Source organism: Parachlamydiales bacterium (genome assembly GCA_041671045.1).
GTDB lineage: Bacteria > Chlamydiota > Chlamydiia > Chlamydiales > JABDDJ01 > JABDDJ01.
The window spans coordinates 33,905-50,684 of sequence record JBAZCF010000001.1 but is presented as its reverse complement, the minus strand read 5'-3'; the positions used below and the strand labels follow the sequence as shown (position 1 = coordinate 50,684).

The following is a 16,780-nucleotide window of genomic DNA, read 5'->3' as shown; positions in this document are numbered from 1 at the left end:
CTAATGTTCGACTTCACTTGTGTATAAATCATGGGATGTCATAAAAGTAGTACTCCGTTCTATTCTTGAGGTTAGCAATGAATCAACAAACAATGCAGAATTATCTGAGTGAAATCCATGAGATATTGAATGGAATCGAAAAAGGGTACAAACAAAAAAACGATTTGATACTTAGCATCTTAAGACATCAAGAACACTATGCTAACAACCCCCTTCTTCAAAAATTTTTTAACGCAGAGTCCGAATTCTACCAAGGCGATTATGAAAACTCTCTGAAAAATTATATTCAGGCTAAAACAATCCCCTTCTTCCAATTCTTTTGCTACAGAGCCTCTGCATTTATCGCTTACCAAAGAAATCATTTTGACCAAGCCCTGCGCTTTGTAAAGAAAGCCCAAGCTCTCATCCCTCAGGACAAAGAAACACAGCTTCTCTACGACATTCTACAAGAGCACACTAAGGAAGAAGAAACCTCGCAAGAACCTCTCAGCACCCACTATCAAGTAGACAATACAGAGCACTCCCTAAAGCAAGATTCTTCCGAGGACGAAACCTCTCAGAACTTTATCAACACCTTATCCAGCCTGTATCAAGCTGATAATGTAACTTCTCATATCCTACAAGACCTTGAACTCCCCATGAACTCTCCCCTTTCCAATAGTGGCATTCCCCCTTCCAATGCAGCTCTCACCCGCCGTTTTTATGCTCTTGGCGATGATGAAGAAAAATCCTCCACTTCAATTAAAACACATAACCAGGAAACTGCAATGTCTCTAGCCGATTTGGAGGACACAGACCTCCACACACACAACAAACACACGCATAACATTGCCCATGACAGATTAAATACTGCTGAACAAGCTTTGGAAGACCGTATTCAATCTTTCCAAAAACAAAAAGCCCAATGCCTAAACCAGTACGTCAAACGTGCACGCCAACGCAAACAGAACCTCGACAACTACCTATATGTATTCAACGGCTGGAATAGCCGCCCTCAAGGCATCCAGTTGAATGTCAATCAGGAAGAGCCTTCTTTCGCCCATTTCCTACTCAGCAATAACATGCGTAAACCCACTACAGGACTCTATATTAAGTGGAATGGCAAAGGCATCGTCATCAATCCAGGAAAAAACTTTCTTGATCAGTTCCATCGTGCAAATTTAAATATCACCGACATTGATATTGTGGTTGTCACACAATCCGATCCTGATGCTTATACCGATGTGAAAGAAATTTATGATCTCAACTACCAACTGAATAAAGTCAGCTCAGAACTGCAAATTATTCAGTACTATTTGAACCATAAAACGTATTTCGAGCTTTCTCATATCCTGCAGCCAAACTTCAAACAAGAACGCAATGCAATCCATAATTTAGAACTCTATGTGGATTCTCCCGATGTAGAAAAAATTGAGATTACACCTGAAGTAACCCTCAACTACTTCCCTACTTCAACGAAAGAAGCTTTATCGCTGCATCAGAATGATAAAAATCAACATGCGCAGCATAACTCTTCCTTAGGTATCCGCTTTGACCTTAAGCAACCTTCTAATCCTGCTGATAGCCGTAAAGCCCTCAAGCTAGGTTATATCTCCGGAACTTCCTGGTCGCCTTTACTCAGCCACCACCTTGGACATTGCGATATTCTTTTTGCCGGATTCGGACATACCCAAATTAACGATTTCAGCAAATTGAACTATAACGAAAGCTGCTTAGGCTATTTCGGTACTTACTCTCTTTATGAAGAGATCAAACCAAAAATGCTTTTCAGCTGTGAATTCGATGGACGCGAAGGCGACATCCGTTTGGAAATAAGCAAAAAAATTCGCCAAGAAACAGCCAACTCGCAAACGACTGAAAACTCCAATGTGATCCTTCCTGCTGATACAGGACTCTTTTTAGACCTGAAAAACCTTCAGATCCGCTGCTCCGTCAGTGAAGAACTCGTGGATCCCTCTTTAGTACGCGTTGTTAAATCGGGCGAAGCGTTTAGCAACTTGCTCTATTTAGCACCTAGCTGCTTCTTAGAGTAATTCAAAGGGCATAAAAGACTAATATTGGTCTTTTATGCCCCTGTACAAAATAATAATTTATCCTTATTATTTCATAAGTTAATCCCCCTTTTGGAGACTTATGTTTAATAAAATTATTCTTAATTTATTATTTTCAGTTTTGGTATTCACGACATCGCTCTCTGCACTCCCCTTTAATGCCGGAAGCACAGCCTCCTATAATTTATCGCAAAAAGCCCTCCTGAATATTTCCTTCCAATCTTCGAGTTATAAAGCTAATTCTGATTGCACTATCGGATTCGATGTCAAAATCCTAAAAGACAACAACGGTTCTTATCCTCTTGAAGTAGAATTTATTTTAAGACACGCCTATGTAGATGAATCCCAAGTAGACGGCTTATCCGTTAGGAAGATCTACTTTGATTCAAAGCAGCTGCCTGAAGTGGAAAACATTAACCTCGCCAACTTTTACAATAAACTACTCAACCATCCCCTCACGTTTAAAATAGACGGCGAATTTCAGGTGACCGAAATTTCCGGCTATCTCGAGGAGCTTTCTGAAGATTTTTCCAGCCCTTCACAGATCGGCTTATTAGGGACTACACCCTCAAGTTTCGAATTCTTATTCACTCAACTTTTCCATCTTGCCGATCAAACACTCGTGGAAGGCAAGTCATACCCCGTTTCATCCTACCAGCTTCTTAACTGGGAAGACGAGCCCCTGAATGAAAAGGAATATGAAATTCAACAGACAAGTATCTATCAAATTAATTCCATTCGTAATGGAAGTATTGAAGGTGTGTGGAAAGCAGAATCCAACCTTATTGGTCGCAAGGATGATTGTAATGGAAACGTCTCTTTAGAGAGTAATGTAAGCTGGGACATGAATAACCCACTAAAGCAAACAAGACATCTTGACGCTACAATTGAAGAGTCCTCCTCTGTTTTTGTACCCGTTAAAATCCTTCTGAAAGTAGAACAAGACTGGCAAGCTCTATAAGCTGAATCCAAGTATAGATGTGCCATGACAGGATAAACCTATCCTAGTATAGGAGTGCGACGACTTGTCCTTACAGTCGGGTCGCGGTAGAAATGTCGGTTACCCGAACTCATCATTACTCATAAATAACTGCGAAGTAGTATTTTATGAGTAATGATGAGCAATCTTTAAAATTAATCTATAATGAATACTTTATACTATCTTAATACAAAAAGGGCATAATTATCCTTTTTTAATATTAATGGATAGTCTTATGATTTCTTACATTTCAAGTTTATATGCTAGAGATGATCGTTTTGGTGATTTTCTCATTGAACCCCAACGTTATTACCAAAACAGAATCACTACCCTAGCAGACTTCAAACCTGAAGATTCTCTTTCAAACCGCATTGAACGTATTCTTGATATTGTAATTTCAATATTGCCGACCATAGGTGCTTATATATGTGGCGCTATTGGAGCAATTATCAAATCATTCTCAGGTGTTAATATCACTAGACCACCGTCTGTGGTAGATCCTCAAAGTGTTTTTAATGCTTTAGAAAATCCTGATACTCAAATAGTTGTTGTTCCACCACTTTCAGAACATCTCTGGTCTCCCAATCCTCCTCCCGAGGATGGTTCATGCATATTCTCAAAAGAAAATATCTTTGATGATATATTCATTCACATCGGTAGTTACCTGTCTTTAGGTGACCTTGCAACATTACAGTGTGTTAGTAAGGATTTTAAAGTAATGTTCCGCGCTCCTCCTTTATGGAGCAAATATTTAGAAGACCCGAATGTCAGAATCTGGGGGGCTTTACAATGGAGATTTCAAAGAAATATTGACAACGGCAGGTTCGAATATGTTTGCTCTTCCGAAACTCAGGAGTTTGAACATGATCCTTATGGTCAACTCGTAGCTTTTGACGAAGTCAGGAACAATAACTATGAAGAACTAGTCTACATAGCAAGGCTTATGAAAGGTGGTCCTATCGCTTTCTTAAAAATTCCAGTCATCGATAGCCTTCCTTCTATTGAGGAGCTGGACGCCCACATGAATACTCCGGTTGTCCGTGGTACAACAACTGAAGGCGTTACATTTTTAGCGATGCGCATTATCCAAACAGACGTAGAAAACGCAGTCCCTACTCTACTGGTTTTTACACGACCCATTGCTCAAATTTGGCTTAATGAAAAAAATAGTCTATGGGAAAAAGGTCAGCTGAAATTTTCTGACGATAGGGTCTTAGGTTATGTAAAAGACATTATTGGTAGGGAAAATCTTGCCTTTAGCACTGAATTTTACAGAATCAATCGTTCTATCAAACTTTGCGAAGCTTAAGAAAACAGGACTATCGCCCAAAGTTTTAAGCTAGAACCTCTTGTATTTCTTCCACCGGAATAATCTCCTCTTCTACGTGAAGAGGATCTTTCTGAAGTGCCAGAGGAGCCATCGGCTTAAGTTGGTCAAGACAGTCTTGAAAATAGGTCTGTTGATCCCATACTTCTTCTTCCGTTCCTTGATAATCCGGCAGGACATTTGTATAGATGTATTCAATAACATCCGGTGTGATTTCCCTGATTTCTATTTCATTAGAACAAGACTCGTTCAAATTTCTTCGCGTCCATCGGTACCGGTACTTGCTGTCGGTAGGCCTCACACACCAGATTCATCTGGCCTGGATCAAGTGATAATATAGGCAATTCTTTACTGGATGCATCCACTTTAAGGGCGCTGACCAAAGGGTTTAGTTTCATTTTCTAGTTAACGGTGATCCCTATTAGGTCATTAAGACAGCTTATTTATTGACAGATGGAGGGCTGATGGGGCACTAGATCTTTTACATCTTCAAGTTCAATAAAAGGATCTTTTTGACCCACCAAAGGAGCCATCGGGTTAAGTTGATCAAAACAGTCTTGAAAATAGGTCTGTTGGTCTAATATCTCTTCTGCCGTACCTTGATATTTCGGCTGGACACTTGTATAGATGTATTCAATAACATCCGATGTGATTTCCTGAATTTCTATTTCGTTAGAACTAGACTCGCTCATCCCTATAGAAAACATACTGTTAAAATAGTCTGAAAAGGCTGCCAAAACGACTTTATGAGCATAGATTACTTTGTCGTCAATTTTTAAGGTTATGTCAGAAAAAAGCGGATTATTGAATAAACTCGTGAGCGATATTTTTTCCACTTCAGCTTCTTTATTTCCAAAAATTATTTGACAAGTTCTTCCCTTACTTGAAAGCATCTTAGAATTTCTTCCGTTACATAAAAAGATCTGTTCTATCATCAAATTAATAGCATTATAGTTCTCGGGCATTTGAATGACTTCTTCATTTGTCTCTTTATCGAATTTCTTCGCGCTCATCGGAACCGGTACTTGCTGTCTGTACGCTTCAAGGACGAGGTTCATCTGTAAGGGATTAAGTGACAATTTAGGCAATTCTTTACTGGATGCATCCACCTTAAGGGCGCTGACTAATGGGCTAAGTTCCGGAATCATGTACAAGAAAGCCTTGTGGGCAAAAATTTGACATATTAACTTTTTTTCAGGATTTTTGGGATTCTCTATAGCATATTCGATGATGACATCAGAATGTTCTTTATTATTGAAGTACTTATGCAGATTCACTTGTGGAAGAATGCGGTCTGGGAAGATGATTTTAGCTAGGTTCTCCTGACGTCTGCTGTCTAAAATATTAAGGTTAAATAGCTGAAAGAGCAGCTGGGTGTCGCCTAAAGGGATTTTACGCTTCTCAATTTCCCGGGATATCCAATCGTCTTGAATCGCAAATACGACATGCAAGAAGGATAAATGATAATCATCCGATAAGTTCTCTAAGAAAAGTTTATAGATGCTTTTTGGCTTTTTGCTAATCGATTCTAAAATTCTATGCCAAGTTGTAAGTGTGTCATACGATTTACCCGCAATGAACTCTTGGTATAAGCTCCATACTTGCTGTAATTGAGGATATTCGGAAGCCTCTGGAATTTCCATTAAGGAAGCCAGCTGTGTTTTTAAACTAGCTGTCATATTTGTTAACACAACCAGAAGCTTTTCTGGACGCGTTGCTAATATTTTCAGTAGATCCTGATGAAACCCTGGATTAGAAGTAAAATTAACAACGTTATAATAAAAATCACCTAAGGATCCAGTGTCATGAATATTATCGAGAATACGTTCTGCACCGACAGCTAGTTGAGAAGGCTCTATTTCAAACAAGCGTTTCATAAAAACAGGAAAGTGCGAATCCACAATTTTCTGGCATGGATCTGGAAGATTTTTATAACCCATAATGAAAAATGCGTAATATGTACTGACATCAAACAGAGATAACTCTTTTTGTAAGAAATCACTTACAACAGTCTGTGCTTGAGGTGCATTTTCCAAAAACAAGTGGCCTATCATTTTAATAACCACTGAAGATTGTTCTTCTGAAAAACATCGAGGTGCCGGTCCACCCACAACTATCTTGAAGAAATCTATTTTCCTTTCAGATGTTTCCAATTGCGTCATAACTCTAGAAAAATTTTGATCTAAAAGAGAATACCTTCCACTTAGTCCAAAAAGCAGAGAGTTAAGATCTTTCAACGTGAGCTCAACAACAATTTCTTTTTGCTTGGGAGATAGAAGTTCATAATAATCTAAATAAAAAGAACATGTATTTACAAGATGTTCTGAATGCTTGGATTTGACATTCAATAAGTGCTTTAGCAATTGGTTATTATCATCTATCTTAGTAAAAAGCTGTATGATATGCGGTTTAAAATTAAGCCCTAAATCAGATCTTGCGAATAGAGCTTCAAAGAAGATTCTTTTATGATCAAAATCTAGATTTTCGAGGATGAGGGCTTCAGCTTGGTTATACGTTTGAGTATTAATATTTTTAGCTATGTGAACGCAGTGAGTAGGAATAAATTCCTTTACGAGTTCCTTTTGTTCTATTGTTAGCCCTATAAAGAAAGGACCGTTAAAGCATGCTAAAAAGAAATTTTTGTTTCTAAGAAAGTATCTAAATATTGTAGGACCTAGCGAGGAAAGGGAATTCAATAATAAAGGATTTTTACTAAACTCACCAGGCAAAGAGAAAATACTAAAATGCTTCTCGAGTAAGTCTGCTATTTTCTTTAAGTCACTTTCGTTGCATTCTTCTCGATTTAACCTCTCCTCTAATTTAGCAAAAAAGAAGCTGAAATCCATTATCCAAGGAAAGCCGTCCTTGTCACCCATTTTCTGAAAGGTACTGAATAATAAAGTTTCATCTTCACTTTTCAGGTAAAACGGAAATCTATGTCCTGCTCTTATTCTATTTGAGACTTGGTCTGGGTTATTAGGATCGTTTAACGGAAAATCACCAAAATCCAACTGTTTAATTTCGTCAGCAGATAGTGTATCTAAAAATGTTTTTAGAAATAGAAATTTTGAAGATATTTCTTTAATAAAATTCAGTATAAATTGATTTTCAAAAATTTTATCTTTGATTAGTTTCTCAATAATTTTATAAAAGTCAACTGTGTGAACTTTCAATTTGGAACAGACTTCCAATATCAAATAACCAAATTGTTTTGGGAAAGTTTTGTAAGAGAGGATGAGATCCGTATGTTTTATTATTGAGATAAGAGCCTTATTTAAATTCATGTCGCCAAACAGTGCATAAAAAGTTTCATAAGGATTGAAGTTGTAGGTATTTATCACCTGCATCGTTTGAGCCAAAGAAGAATGATGAGAATTAAGAACTTTAAGAAGATCTATCGTCGTGTTTCGATCTGTGATCTCACGGACTTTATCCCCCAAAGCCCCTCCATTTTCTTGAATAAAAATCTGGAGTCTTCTAAAAAGATCACGACTTTGGTGCCATGAATAGGTATCACTGCCTAGGTCTAAAGTGGGCTGGTAAACCTCAATAATTCTGTGAGTTAAATGATCTAAGGATGCATTTTCAGCGATATAGCCACAAGATATAACTGATAAAAATTTAAAAATACCCTGTGTCAAAAAGCAGCGAGAAGGAAGATTATAAACTTCTTGATGGAGATCCCATATTTCTTTTTTATATTTTGCATCTTTCATGGAAACATTATAGGCATTTTCAAATACAGATTCGCAAACTGAAACGACTTTTTGATCTAAGGGGAGCGAGCCATTTTTTGCTGAAAAAAGCAAATCATCTAATATATTTCTTTCTATAAGATAATTTTCTGAGGGGGAATTAGAAGAAATTTTTTCTTGAAGTAACCTTACAAATTGGAGAATTCCCTCATTAAATTCAGGATCTTGCGAAATATATCCCCATGAAAAATGGTGGACAAATCTCCGCCATGCACTACAAGAAACATGAGGGAATAAGCTTGTTATTTTACAAACGAGTTTATTCTCGGTATCATAATAATTTAAACTATTAGCCATATTAGCAGACATATTATTTTCAAAATAAGTCATTTCATTCCTAATTAAAAAATAATTATTACACACAAGAAGTAATAAAGTCAATAAAGAATACAGCAAAACAAGCTACTTTCAAAGTGTATTAAAAATTGAACTTAAAATAATTATATATTAATTTCTGCGAATGCCGATCATATTAACAGCACGTTGGCGGAAAAGATCCACATTTTGCACTTTGGCACGACGGTAAGCATTTTCTAATTGACGTTGCATGGGAGTATGACCGCTATCCTGAAAAGGCTGCAGCCACCAGTCCTCGCTGAGGAAGTTAGGTGCAATAAACGGCACATCCACATCCTGGCGGTGGGAAATCAAAACAATAGTATCCCCTATATTCCAATCCCGTGTTTCAAAACGGAATTCTGACATATGTTCGATGCCGATGGCAGGATGCCCAGGAGCTAGGATCTCCACACTTTTATTTTCGTTATCAAAAACGAGCAGCTCACCATGTCCGCACGATAGGTAAGACATTTTGTTCGTATGAGGATTAAGAACTAAAAGAGAAAAAGTAAACAATGAGTCCATATGATCTAAGGTGATCATTTGCTGAAGATCTGCAATGAAGCTGCCGGGTGTAACTACTTTAGTTGCTTGGATGCCTTTAGTCATTCCACGCATGACAGCGGTATAGAGGATGCCTTTTACACCTTCGGCAATGGCTTCCCCTGCTATTAATGCTAAGGTTCCGTCGTGGAATGTAAAAAAGTCATAATACCCACCCGAAAGATTCCCTAGCTTGTGTATGACAATGGCGCATTCTGTTTCGGGCCATAAGGGCGGTGGCGGTCGTAGGGCCTTATAGGCCTCTTTAAGGTTTTCTGACAGCTCGCTTAGATGGTCTCCGGCTAGTTTTTCTTTCTCTACGGCATTGGAATGCAGATAGGAAGAAATGTCCGTGATAAAGTCTACAACATCTTGGTAGCGGTCTGCGGGCTTAGGTTGAAGAGCCTTTGCTAATATCTTCTGCAGACCTTTAGGGACTAGGGAAAGATGGATCTGACCCAAGCTAAGCTTCCCTTGGATAAGTTCATAAGCAATGATACCTAATGAATAGATATCGGAAGGGTAGCCCACGCTTTCAGGGTTGTCCCGTTGTTCGGGACTCATGTAGATAGGAGTACCGATTAGGCTCAATTTGGATTTAGATCCTTCAACAAGGGTATCTGTCAACAGCTGTGCGATACCGAAGTCGATGACTTTAAGGACCCCTGTGTCGGAGACAAGGATATTCTCCGGTTTCAAGTCCCTATGAATCACACCGTGAGTGTGGAGATGGCAGATAGCATAGGCAATATCAATGACCATTTCCAGGGCCTTACGCAGGGACATCGGCGTTTGCAAGATATATTGTCTTAGAGAGATGCCTTGAATAAACTCCATCGCGATATATAACCCCCCCTCCCATTCGCCATGACCGTAGAGTTTGACGATGTTAGGGTGGTCTGCCATCGCGATGATTTCGGCTTCATTCAGAAAACGCTGCACGATATCGGGATGCGAGACATATTTTGGGGAGAGGACTTTGACAGTGGTGGGTTCTTTGGTATCGGGATGAGTTCCTAGGTAGAGGATGCTCATGCCTCCTTTTTCAAGGAGGCTTTCGATTTTATAAGGTCCGATATGGGTAGGGATCTTTCTAAAGTCAGACAATTGGTCTGGAATATGGGGGGCAGGTATAATAGGTTTTTCAAAGTCCTGAGAACTCATAGGGTAGTACTTATCCTACTTCTGTAATACGCACACCCAATGTTTCGCCGAATTTTAAAAGTTCACCCCGGCCAATGCGTCTGCCATTGACTACTAGATCTACGCCATCTTCAGGACTGACATTAAGATTGAGCATATTGCCTGGCTGAAGTTCCATCATTTTCTCGACGGTCATTTGAAAACGGCCCACTTCGACTACGACGTGCATAGGGATATCTTTGAGTGAGCCTGATTTAGCAGAACTTTGGACAACTTCACTTTTTTTCCCAGCGGAAGCTGAGGCTGCAGGTTTGGCCGGAGCAGCGGCTTTTGCAGGAGAAGGTGGCGCTGCGGCTGTTGCCGTAGCAGCTGCCTTATTCTCTGTATCGGTGTCTTCATGCTCTGTATGCGTTTCAATTTCGGAATCATCATCAAAATCAAAATCAGAATCGTCATCAAAATTAAAATCGGAATCTTCGTCTTCGTGCTCGGTCTTGTCGTCATGTTCTGTTTCTTCATGCTCGGACTCGTCATCGAAGTCAAAATCTGTGTCGTCATCATCATTTTTAGGCATGGTACTTTCCATCTCATTGTATGAGGGTTGTTCATCTAAAGTGATATTCCCTTCGCTCAGTTGTGCTTTATAATAGGGGATATCGTAAACCCGCAGCAGCAGGGAGCCGTCGTGCAGGTTATCGTTAATGGTGCAGCTGTCCAGAAATACGAAGTCGCCCGCCGTAAGGTTTTCCCATTGGGAACGGCGTATATTAAAATAACCGGCTTCTATGCTCACGGGAAGGGTAAGTTTTTGAGCTAGGGTCGGATTTTGGCTGGCTTCGAAAGGAATCGTATGTTTTTCTTTCCAGTTCTGTCTAAGGGTATTATCCAAGAAAAGCCTGACGATGAAATGCCTGTCTGCGGCTTCCACATCTATATCCATCGAAAGCATAGTTTCAGGTGTGAAATCACTTTGGGGCAAAATATAAGGCTGCAGGCCTTTTTCCCAGTCCAAGGCTGTGAACTGGTCGCAAAAGGCAATGGTTAATAAATGGTAAAAGGCTTGTTCATAGGAGCTGTCTATCGCATTTAATTCTAAAGGACGGTGCAGGATGAATAAATAGATGGCAGCTTGAAGGTCTCGTTTATTGATGGCAAAAATTGCCTTGCCTTCGTATCCGGATAAGCCGATTTTAATAAGGTGGGGGTCTTCGCCTAGCCCTGAAAAAAGTTCCTGGCTATCAAGCCATTTCCAATCTTTGGGATGCAGTGAAAGTTTACTGAGTTCGAACTGTTTGATAATCGCTTCAACAAAGCGCTGCCAGGGGAAGGGTTGAATTTTCCCTGTTAGAGGTATTTCATCCACTTCAAATAATGAAGGCGGCAAGGATTTTAGCCAGCTGTAGGGTACGTTCGTTTCAGTGCTCACACTATCGTTCTCAGTTCAATGATTTTCTATTTTTTGCGCTTTTTTTCCTCGTCTTCATCGTCGGGTTGATTATTTTTACCAGACCCTTGCTGATCTTGTTGATCGCGGTCTTTCTGGTTCTGTTGCGCATCCGCGACGTAACGGGGAACTTCATTTAGTGTCGTCGTACTCAATTGCTGTACGATCATTCCCCTATCATTATGTTCAATGGCGGTTTTTAAGCTCGCTAAATTTTCATCTAGAAGTCTTTTTCCCGGTCCGGTCAGGTTTACAAAGGTGATATTCAGCTGATTGGGAGCATTTTTAAATGTCTCAATCACCACCTTGACGCCATTAAACAGGGGTGGATGTTGCAATGTTATCGTAGTTTCAGATGACCCATCATCACTTAAGGTGTATATCTCTTTAACAATTTGGTCAACTATTTCCTGCAGCTTTGTAGCCAGAGGTGCTTTCTGGACAGGCTGTTCCGAATTGACTGCGATCTCCCCTTTTTCTTTAGGGAGTGCCCCAGCCGGAATAAAGGCAACAGAACGGGGGTCTATAGGCGTATTATCATCGGCGCGGGGTTGTTCGGATGGTGCATTGCCCTTTTCGGATTTTTCTTGGGTAGTTTTAGGAAGTTCTTTTTTAGCATTCACTTCCTTTGGATCCTGAACGCCTAGAGCTTTTTTCATTTCCGCTGCTTGTTGATCCTGTACATTTTTAAAATGAGTTTCGCCTTCTTTGGAACCGGGCATAGCGATTTGTTTCTGCGGCTCCGACTGTTGCTCCTTGATCAGCTGCTTTCCATGCACTATATCTTCCGTAGGTGTTTCTACGACTTCCTGTCCGTCACTTTGCGGAACTATTATTCTAGGAGCATCCTGCTTGCTAGTTTTGTTCCTTGCATTGTAGGCAGCCTGTGCTTTCTGCAGGTCCTCTTTATCTTTTTTCTCTACAAAAACAGGAGCGTTATTTTGCCTTACGTCGTCCAGCTTGGACTGTTGATCGGTGACTGTTGGCGTAAACTGTTGTTTACTAATAACTTCAGGTTCTTCCGGAGGTGCTTCAACATCCGCTTCAGTAGGAACGTTGACTAATTCAGCCACGTTATCTTCTGTTTGCGGCTGTTTGGGAGCGCGCTGGGGTACGGCTACTGCGTTTTTGGCAGGGCGGGCTTCTTTTTTTGGCGTACCGAAGATCGAAAATTCTTGATCATCGTCAGATTCTTCGACTTCACCCATGTCTTTACTATTTCTTTTAGCATCGACATCGGTTTCTTTTATTTTGCGTCGCTCTTCCGCCATCATTTTGCGAAATGAGTCATCTGCCGGTTGGACACGGGTAGTGTCTTTTTTACGATTAGGCTCCAAAGATGGAGATCTATGAAAAAAACTTTCTGGTACCTGCATTGGATACCTCCCTGTTGTCTACGTTGCGGTTTTACAAACCGTTCCGCTATTTTTTTGAGCGGTGCCTTCCTACAAATATAATCGAGCCCATCTCATCTTGCTCGACGGCTTCCGCCCTTTCAATTTCGAACATTGCTAGCTTTGTCCAGTCTTTGCGGTGAGTCATGAGTTTATCGACTTCTTGCCGTTTTATCCTTAGGACTTCAATCGCTGTCTCTAGGTTCTTTTCCGCAAGCTCTACCTGACCTTCTTGGTCTTTAACTTTTTTTTCTTCGCCTACTAGTTTTTCCTGGACGACTTTGATGTAGGCCTTCATCTGTAAAATTTCAGGACTTGTCGTTCCTTCATCCATTATTGAACGCAGCTGAGTGAGTTTGTCTTTATGGTGCTGTTTAACTTTATCTCGCGCTTCTTCGGCTTCTTTAAGCTTCTCTTTCTCTTTTTCAAGGGCTCGGCGTTTTTCGGCGACGACTTTTTCTTGTTCCTTTACGCGGTTTTCTTTCACCGTAATAATCTGTTGAAGAGGGTATACCAACCTTGGATCGCCCATAATAGCTTAGCCGCCTCTACTTAAATATTGCTCTTAATAGCTGTACTGTCTCCTGGAATGAACATTTTTCATCTACAGACTGCTTAAGGAATTTTATCACTTTGTCGATATGGTCGATGGCAAAATCCCCCATTTTATCGGTACCGCGTTTATATTCGCCAATTTTTATTAACAGTTCGTTTTTAGCATAGTTTGCCAGTACTTCCCTCAGCTTACCGACCAATTGCAGGTGCTCTTTCGAGATAATACCGTTCATAACACGGCTTGCAGAGGACATAACTTCAATCGCAGGATAGTGGAATTTTTTTGCTAGGTCGCTGGAGAGGATAATGTGTCCGTCTAGAATGGACCGTACTTCGTCCGCTACAGGCTCGTTCATATCATCGCCGGCAACGAGAACGGTATAGAACGCTGTGATAGACCCCTTTTCACTGTTACCGGTACGCTCCAGGAGTTTGGGCAAAGTGGAGAATACGGAAGGGGTATAGCCCGCACGTGCCGGAGGTTCGCCCGCTGCTAGCCCTACTTCACGTAAAGCACGCGCAAAACGGGTAACGGAGTCCATCATAAGGATAACTGATTTGCCTTGGTCGCGGAAATATTCGGCTATGGCCGTTCCTACGTAGGCAGCGTTTAGTCTTAACTGGGAAGCTTGGTCTGAGGTGGATACCACGAGGACGGATTTCTTCAGTCCCTCAGGACCAAGGTCTTTTTCTATAAAATCGCGAAGTTCTCTTCCCCTTTCCCCGATTAAGCTGATCACGTTTACATCGGCTACGGCGTTACGGGCAATCATGCCCATCAAAGTGGATTTACCACCGCCTGCAGCAGCGAATATACCTACCCGCTGTCCTTGTCCTGTCGTTAATACACCATCGATGGCTCTGACACCCACAGAAATGGGGTCGCTGATACGTTTACGTTTGGTTGGATCGGGAGGGGGCTGGATGACGGGATAGATATCATCGCAGATAAGGGGGCCTTTGGTCTCTACATCCATAGGTTCGCCCAAGCCATTTAGGATACGTCCTAAAACGTTGGGGCCGATTTTAATGTGTAGAGGGAGATGCGTGGGGATAACCTCAGAGGATGGCCCGATACCCTTCATTTCGCCTAGGGGCGAAAGGAACACTTCGTCGCGTGTAAAACCAACGACTTCAGTACGTAAGGGTTCGCCTTCTCTTTTGACTAAACAGACTTCACCAATCTTAACGCCGGGGACGATTGCTTTGATAAGCATCCCGACGACTTCTGTGATGCGCCCGTTAACAGTCGTGAGCTTGATGTCGTCAAGCCCTCCTAAAATCCTATCAAAATGGTCATCCATTCCCATAGGTCCACCTACCTGCCCTTGCTGTTAATATAATGCCGCCCGCACAAATGTGCGGCGCAGGCATTATACTTGTACGTTCATTAATGTTTTTGTCGATTCTAGTGATTTGTTTAGCAAACTGGTGAAAAATTCGAGTTCTTGTTGTACAAAGCCTACCTTGATCTGGATAAGCAGCATGTTGGCAGGTGTAATGGATTGGTTATTGGCACCCATACTACTAACTTCTTTAGCAATATGTTGCAGCTGCGATTCACCATTTTCCAAGTAACCGAGGAACTTTTCAATAGGGTTGCGCAGACTAGCTCTGGCTTCACGCGTTTCAAAGGTGGTGTATTGACCGCCTGTTTTTTCTATAGCGACTCTAAGTTTTTCGTCGATATGGGAAAGTTTACTTTCCATAAGAGACTGTACGGACGGATCGATCTTAAGATCAGCTGTTTTAAGCTTTTTCTTAATTTCGTCTACCTGTGCTATAACGTCACGGGTTTGTACTGCCAGCTCATCCGGCGATTTTTTACGCATCCAATCGACGCGGCCACCTACTTCACGGATTTCCTCCATGAGGGTAACCTTTTTCATCTGCTGTTCATTAACTTCCGTCACGCGTTGCGACTTGGAGTTTTCAGCAGTTATTAAAGCGTCAAAATGTTCTTTATTGGGTGGAATGCGATCTGCTTCATCTATGTAAGCATCGCCATCGACTTTACGCTTTTCGTCGACTCTTCCAATTTTTTCAATTTTTTCATACTCTGCCATGACTTTCTCCCTAACTTTTCAGGATTGAATCCTGCTATTGGGGTTTTGCGGGAACTGCTGCTGGCCCTTTTTCGACTTTTTTGGAGCCGTCTTCAAAGGAAAAGCGTGTCTTACCCGTCTTTAAATCTTTTTCAGCCCACTCCAGCGATATTTTCGCCAGGTTGATGATTGTAGGATCAGTGGTCTTACTTAAGACTTCACTTATTATTTCTTCGCCTTTGCTACGCTTGGGCTTGGTCAGCAGGAAGCAGATCCCCAGGAAAACCTGAGCTAAATTATTATCCGGTTCTTGCTTGATGACAGATTCAAAGATTTTGGTAGCCTCTTTGATTTCCAACTTATTCAAAGCAATATACCCTAACCCTATCTGAGGTGCGACGCTCTGGGGACTAATCACCTGAGCGGCATGAAAGATACGGCTAGCGCTTGTCTCATCGAGTTGCTTGACTGCGATGAAGCCTGCTTCAATAAGAAGACCAAAATCTTCTTTTAAAACTTTTTGTTTATCCTGATTCATATAAAACCTATTGCGGTAGAATTTGCGCTGTCATCTAAGGCTTTTGTAGAGATGAATATCTCATCTCAAGTAGCACCCCGTCCTATTAAGTACATTAAGCCAAAGGCATGGTTTAGCTGGTATAATACCTGTGCCGAACCATGCCCTGTGGCAAACTTGAAGAAATATCGAAATACTTCTTCAAGTAGTCGATTAACCCTTAACGTTACGGGCCATCGAAGATATTGCTGAGTTTGATGCTGAAACAACGTTTGTCGACATTTCAGAAAGCTGTGACAAGTGGTTCATCAACATTTGCATTTCAAACATATCGCCGATGCTGATGGAGCTTTTGCGATCTTTGATCTGCAGCAATTTAGTTTTAGCGCTGATTGTAGCGTCATGGACTAAACGGAAAAGTGAATTAACATTAAAGCCAGACTGTACGTTATTACCAGCGAAGAACTGTAGGTTCTGTGGCATAATATTACCCTCCTAGGGATATTTTTTGGTTATTGTGTTTCAATCCTTACTAGAAAGTACATTTCCTCGGGGAAATTTCATTTGCCCCGTTTCTGAATCTCAACACACTAAAATCTTTTATACGCTTCGACGAGCACTTTGCAGGGTTTCCTACTAAGCCCTGTTTATGTTCTTGCCGGCCAGAGAAGCCACATCCTTGAAATAC

At 41.0% G+C, this 16,780-nt stretch carries 13 protein-coding genes; 3 read left to right on the top strand and 10 right to left on the bottom strand.

Annotated features, from left to right (window positions below; translation table 11 throughout):
- The first annotated feature begins 77 nt into the window (after positions 1-77).
- From WC222_00240 to WC222_00230, 3 genes are all read left to right on the top strand, one after another.
- Positions 78-2,033: a hypothetical protein gene (locus tag WC222_00240; protein ID MFA6914800.1), complete on the top strand. Its 1,956-nt coding sequence runs from the start codon at positions 78-80 to the stop codon at positions 2,031-2,033.
- 100 nt (positions 2,034-2,133) lie between these two features.
- Positions 2,134-3,012, top strand: a complete 879-nt coding sequence (locus tag WC222_00235; protein MFA6914799.1) for a hypothetical protein — start codon at positions 2,134-2,136, stop codon at positions 3,010-3,012.
- 253 nt (positions 3,013-3,265) lie between these two features.
- On the top strand, positions 3,266-4,339 hold the full coding sequence (locus tag WC222_00230; GenBank protein MFA6914798.1) for a hypothetical protein: 1,074 nt from the start codon (positions 3,266-3,268) through the stop codon (positions 4,337-4,339).
- 25 nt (positions 4,340-4,364) lie between these two features.
- Here WC222_00230 and WC222_00225 read toward each other — a convergent pair whose 3' ends face one another.
- From WC222_00225 to WC222_00180, 10 genes are all read right to left on the bottom strand, one after another.
- Positions 4,365-4,610 (bottom strand): BTB/POZ domain-containing protein, encoded by a 246-nt coding sequence (locus WC222_00225; protein ID MFA6914797.1) that lies wholly within the window; start codon positions 4,608-4,610, stop codon positions 4,365-4,367.
- Between the two features lie 190 nt (positions 4,611-4,800).
- Positions 4,801-8,442 (bottom strand): BTB/POZ domain-containing protein, encoded by a 3,642-nt coding sequence (locus tag WC222_00220; GenBank protein MFA6914796.1) that lies wholly within the window; start codon positions 8,440-8,442, stop codon positions 4,801-4,803.
- A 117-nt stretch (positions 8,443-8,559) separates the two neighbouring features.
- Positions 8,560-10,158 carry a protein kinase gene (locus WC222_00215; GenBank protein ID MFA6914795.1) on the bottom strand — a complete coding sequence of 533 codons (1,599 nt, stop codon included), beginning with the start codon at positions 10,156-10,158 and terminating at the stop codon, positions 8,560-8,562.
- A 10-nt stretch (positions 10,159-10,168) separates the two neighbouring features.
- The gene (gene sctQ / locus WC222_00210) at positions 10,169-11,563 is read right to left on the bottom strand and encodes a type III secretion system cytoplasmic ring protein SctQ (protein ID MFA6914794.1); all 1,395 of its coding nucleotides are present in this window, start codon (positions 11,561-11,563) and stop codon (positions 10,169-10,171) included.
- A 26-nt stretch (positions 11,564-11,589) separates the two neighbouring features.
- On the bottom strand, positions 11,590-12,957 hold the full coding sequence (locus tag WC222_00205) for a hypothetical protein (protein MFA6914793.1): 1,368 nt from the start codon (positions 12,955-12,957) through the stop codon (positions 11,590-11,592).
- Positions 12,958-13,003: 46 nt separating this feature from the next.
- Positions 13,004-13,507, bottom strand: a complete 504-nt coding sequence (locus WC222_00200) for a type III secretion T3S chaperone (protein MFA6914792.1) — start codon at positions 13,505-13,507, stop codon at positions 13,004-13,006.
- A 16-nt stretch (positions 13,508-13,523) separates the two neighbouring features.
- The gene (gene fliI / locus WC222_00195; GenBank protein ID MFA6914791.1) at positions 13,524-14,840 is read right to left on the bottom strand and encodes a flagellar protein export ATPase FliI; all 1,317 of its coding nucleotides are present in this window, start codon (positions 14,838-14,840) and stop codon (positions 13,524-13,526) included.
- A gap of 63 nt (positions 14,841-14,903) precedes the next feature.
- Positions 14,904-15,596, bottom strand: coding sequence for a hypothetical protein (locus WC222_00190; GenBank protein MFA6914790.1), 693 nt, complete (start codon positions 15,594-15,596; stop codon positions 14,904-14,906).
- 34 nt (positions 15,597-15,630) lie between these two features.
- Complete coding sequence (locus WC222_00185; protein ID MFA6914789.1) at positions 15,631-16,113, bottom strand: SctF chaperone SctG; 483 nt, start codon at positions 16,111-16,113, stop codon at positions 15,631-15,633.
- Between the two features lie 192 nt (positions 16,114-16,305).
- Entirely contained in the window at positions 16,306-16,575 is a 270-nt protein-coding gene (locus tag WC222_00180) for a DUF5407 family protein (protein MFA6914788.1), read from the bottom strand.
- Positions 16,576-16,780: the final 205 nt, after the last annotated feature.

Bases quoted from the DNA above. Each gene is read 5' to 3' on its own strand.
- WC222_00240 (MFA6914800.1), top strand. From the start codon at position 78: ATGAATCAACAAACAATGCAGAATTATCTGAGTGAAATCCATGAGATA.
- WC222_00235 (MFA6914799.1), top strand. From the start codon at position 2,134: ATGTTTAATAAAATTATTCTTAATTTATTATTTTCAGTTTTGGTATTC.
- WC222_00230 (MFA6914798.1), top strand. From the start codon at position 3,266: ATGATTTCTTACATTTCAAGTTTATATGCTAGAGATGATCGTTTTGGT.
- WC222_00220 (MFA6914796.1), bottom strand. From the start codon at position 8,442: ATGACTTATTTTGAAAATAATATGTCTGCTAATATGGCTAATAGTTTA.
- WC222_00215 (MFA6914795.1), bottom strand. From the start codon at position 10,158: ATGAGTTCTCAGGACTTTGAAAAACCTATTATACCTGCCCCCCATATT.
- WC222_00205 (MFA6914793.1), bottom strand. From the start codon at position 12,957: ATGCAGGTACCAGAAAGTTTTTTTCATAGATCTCCATCTTTGGAGCCT.
- WC222_00200 (MFA6914792.1), bottom strand. From the start codon at position 13,507: ATGGGCGATCCAAGGTTGGTATACCCTCTTCAACAGATTATTACGGTG.
- fliI (MFA6914791.1), bottom strand. From the start codon at position 14,840: ATGGGAATGGATGACCATTTTGATAGGATTTTAGGAGGGCTTGACGAC.
- WC222_00190 (MFA6914790.1), bottom strand. From the start codon at position 15,596: ATGGCAGAGTATGAAAAAATTGAAAAAATTGGAAGAGTCGACGAAAAG.
- WC222_00185 (MFA6914789.1), bottom strand. From the start codon at position 16,113: ATGAATCAGGATAAACAAAAAGTTTTAAAAGAAGATTTTGGTCTTCTT.
- WC222_00180 (MFA6914788.1), bottom strand. From the start codon at position 16,575: ATGCCACAGAACCTACAGTTCTTCGCTGGTAATAACGTACAGTCTGGC.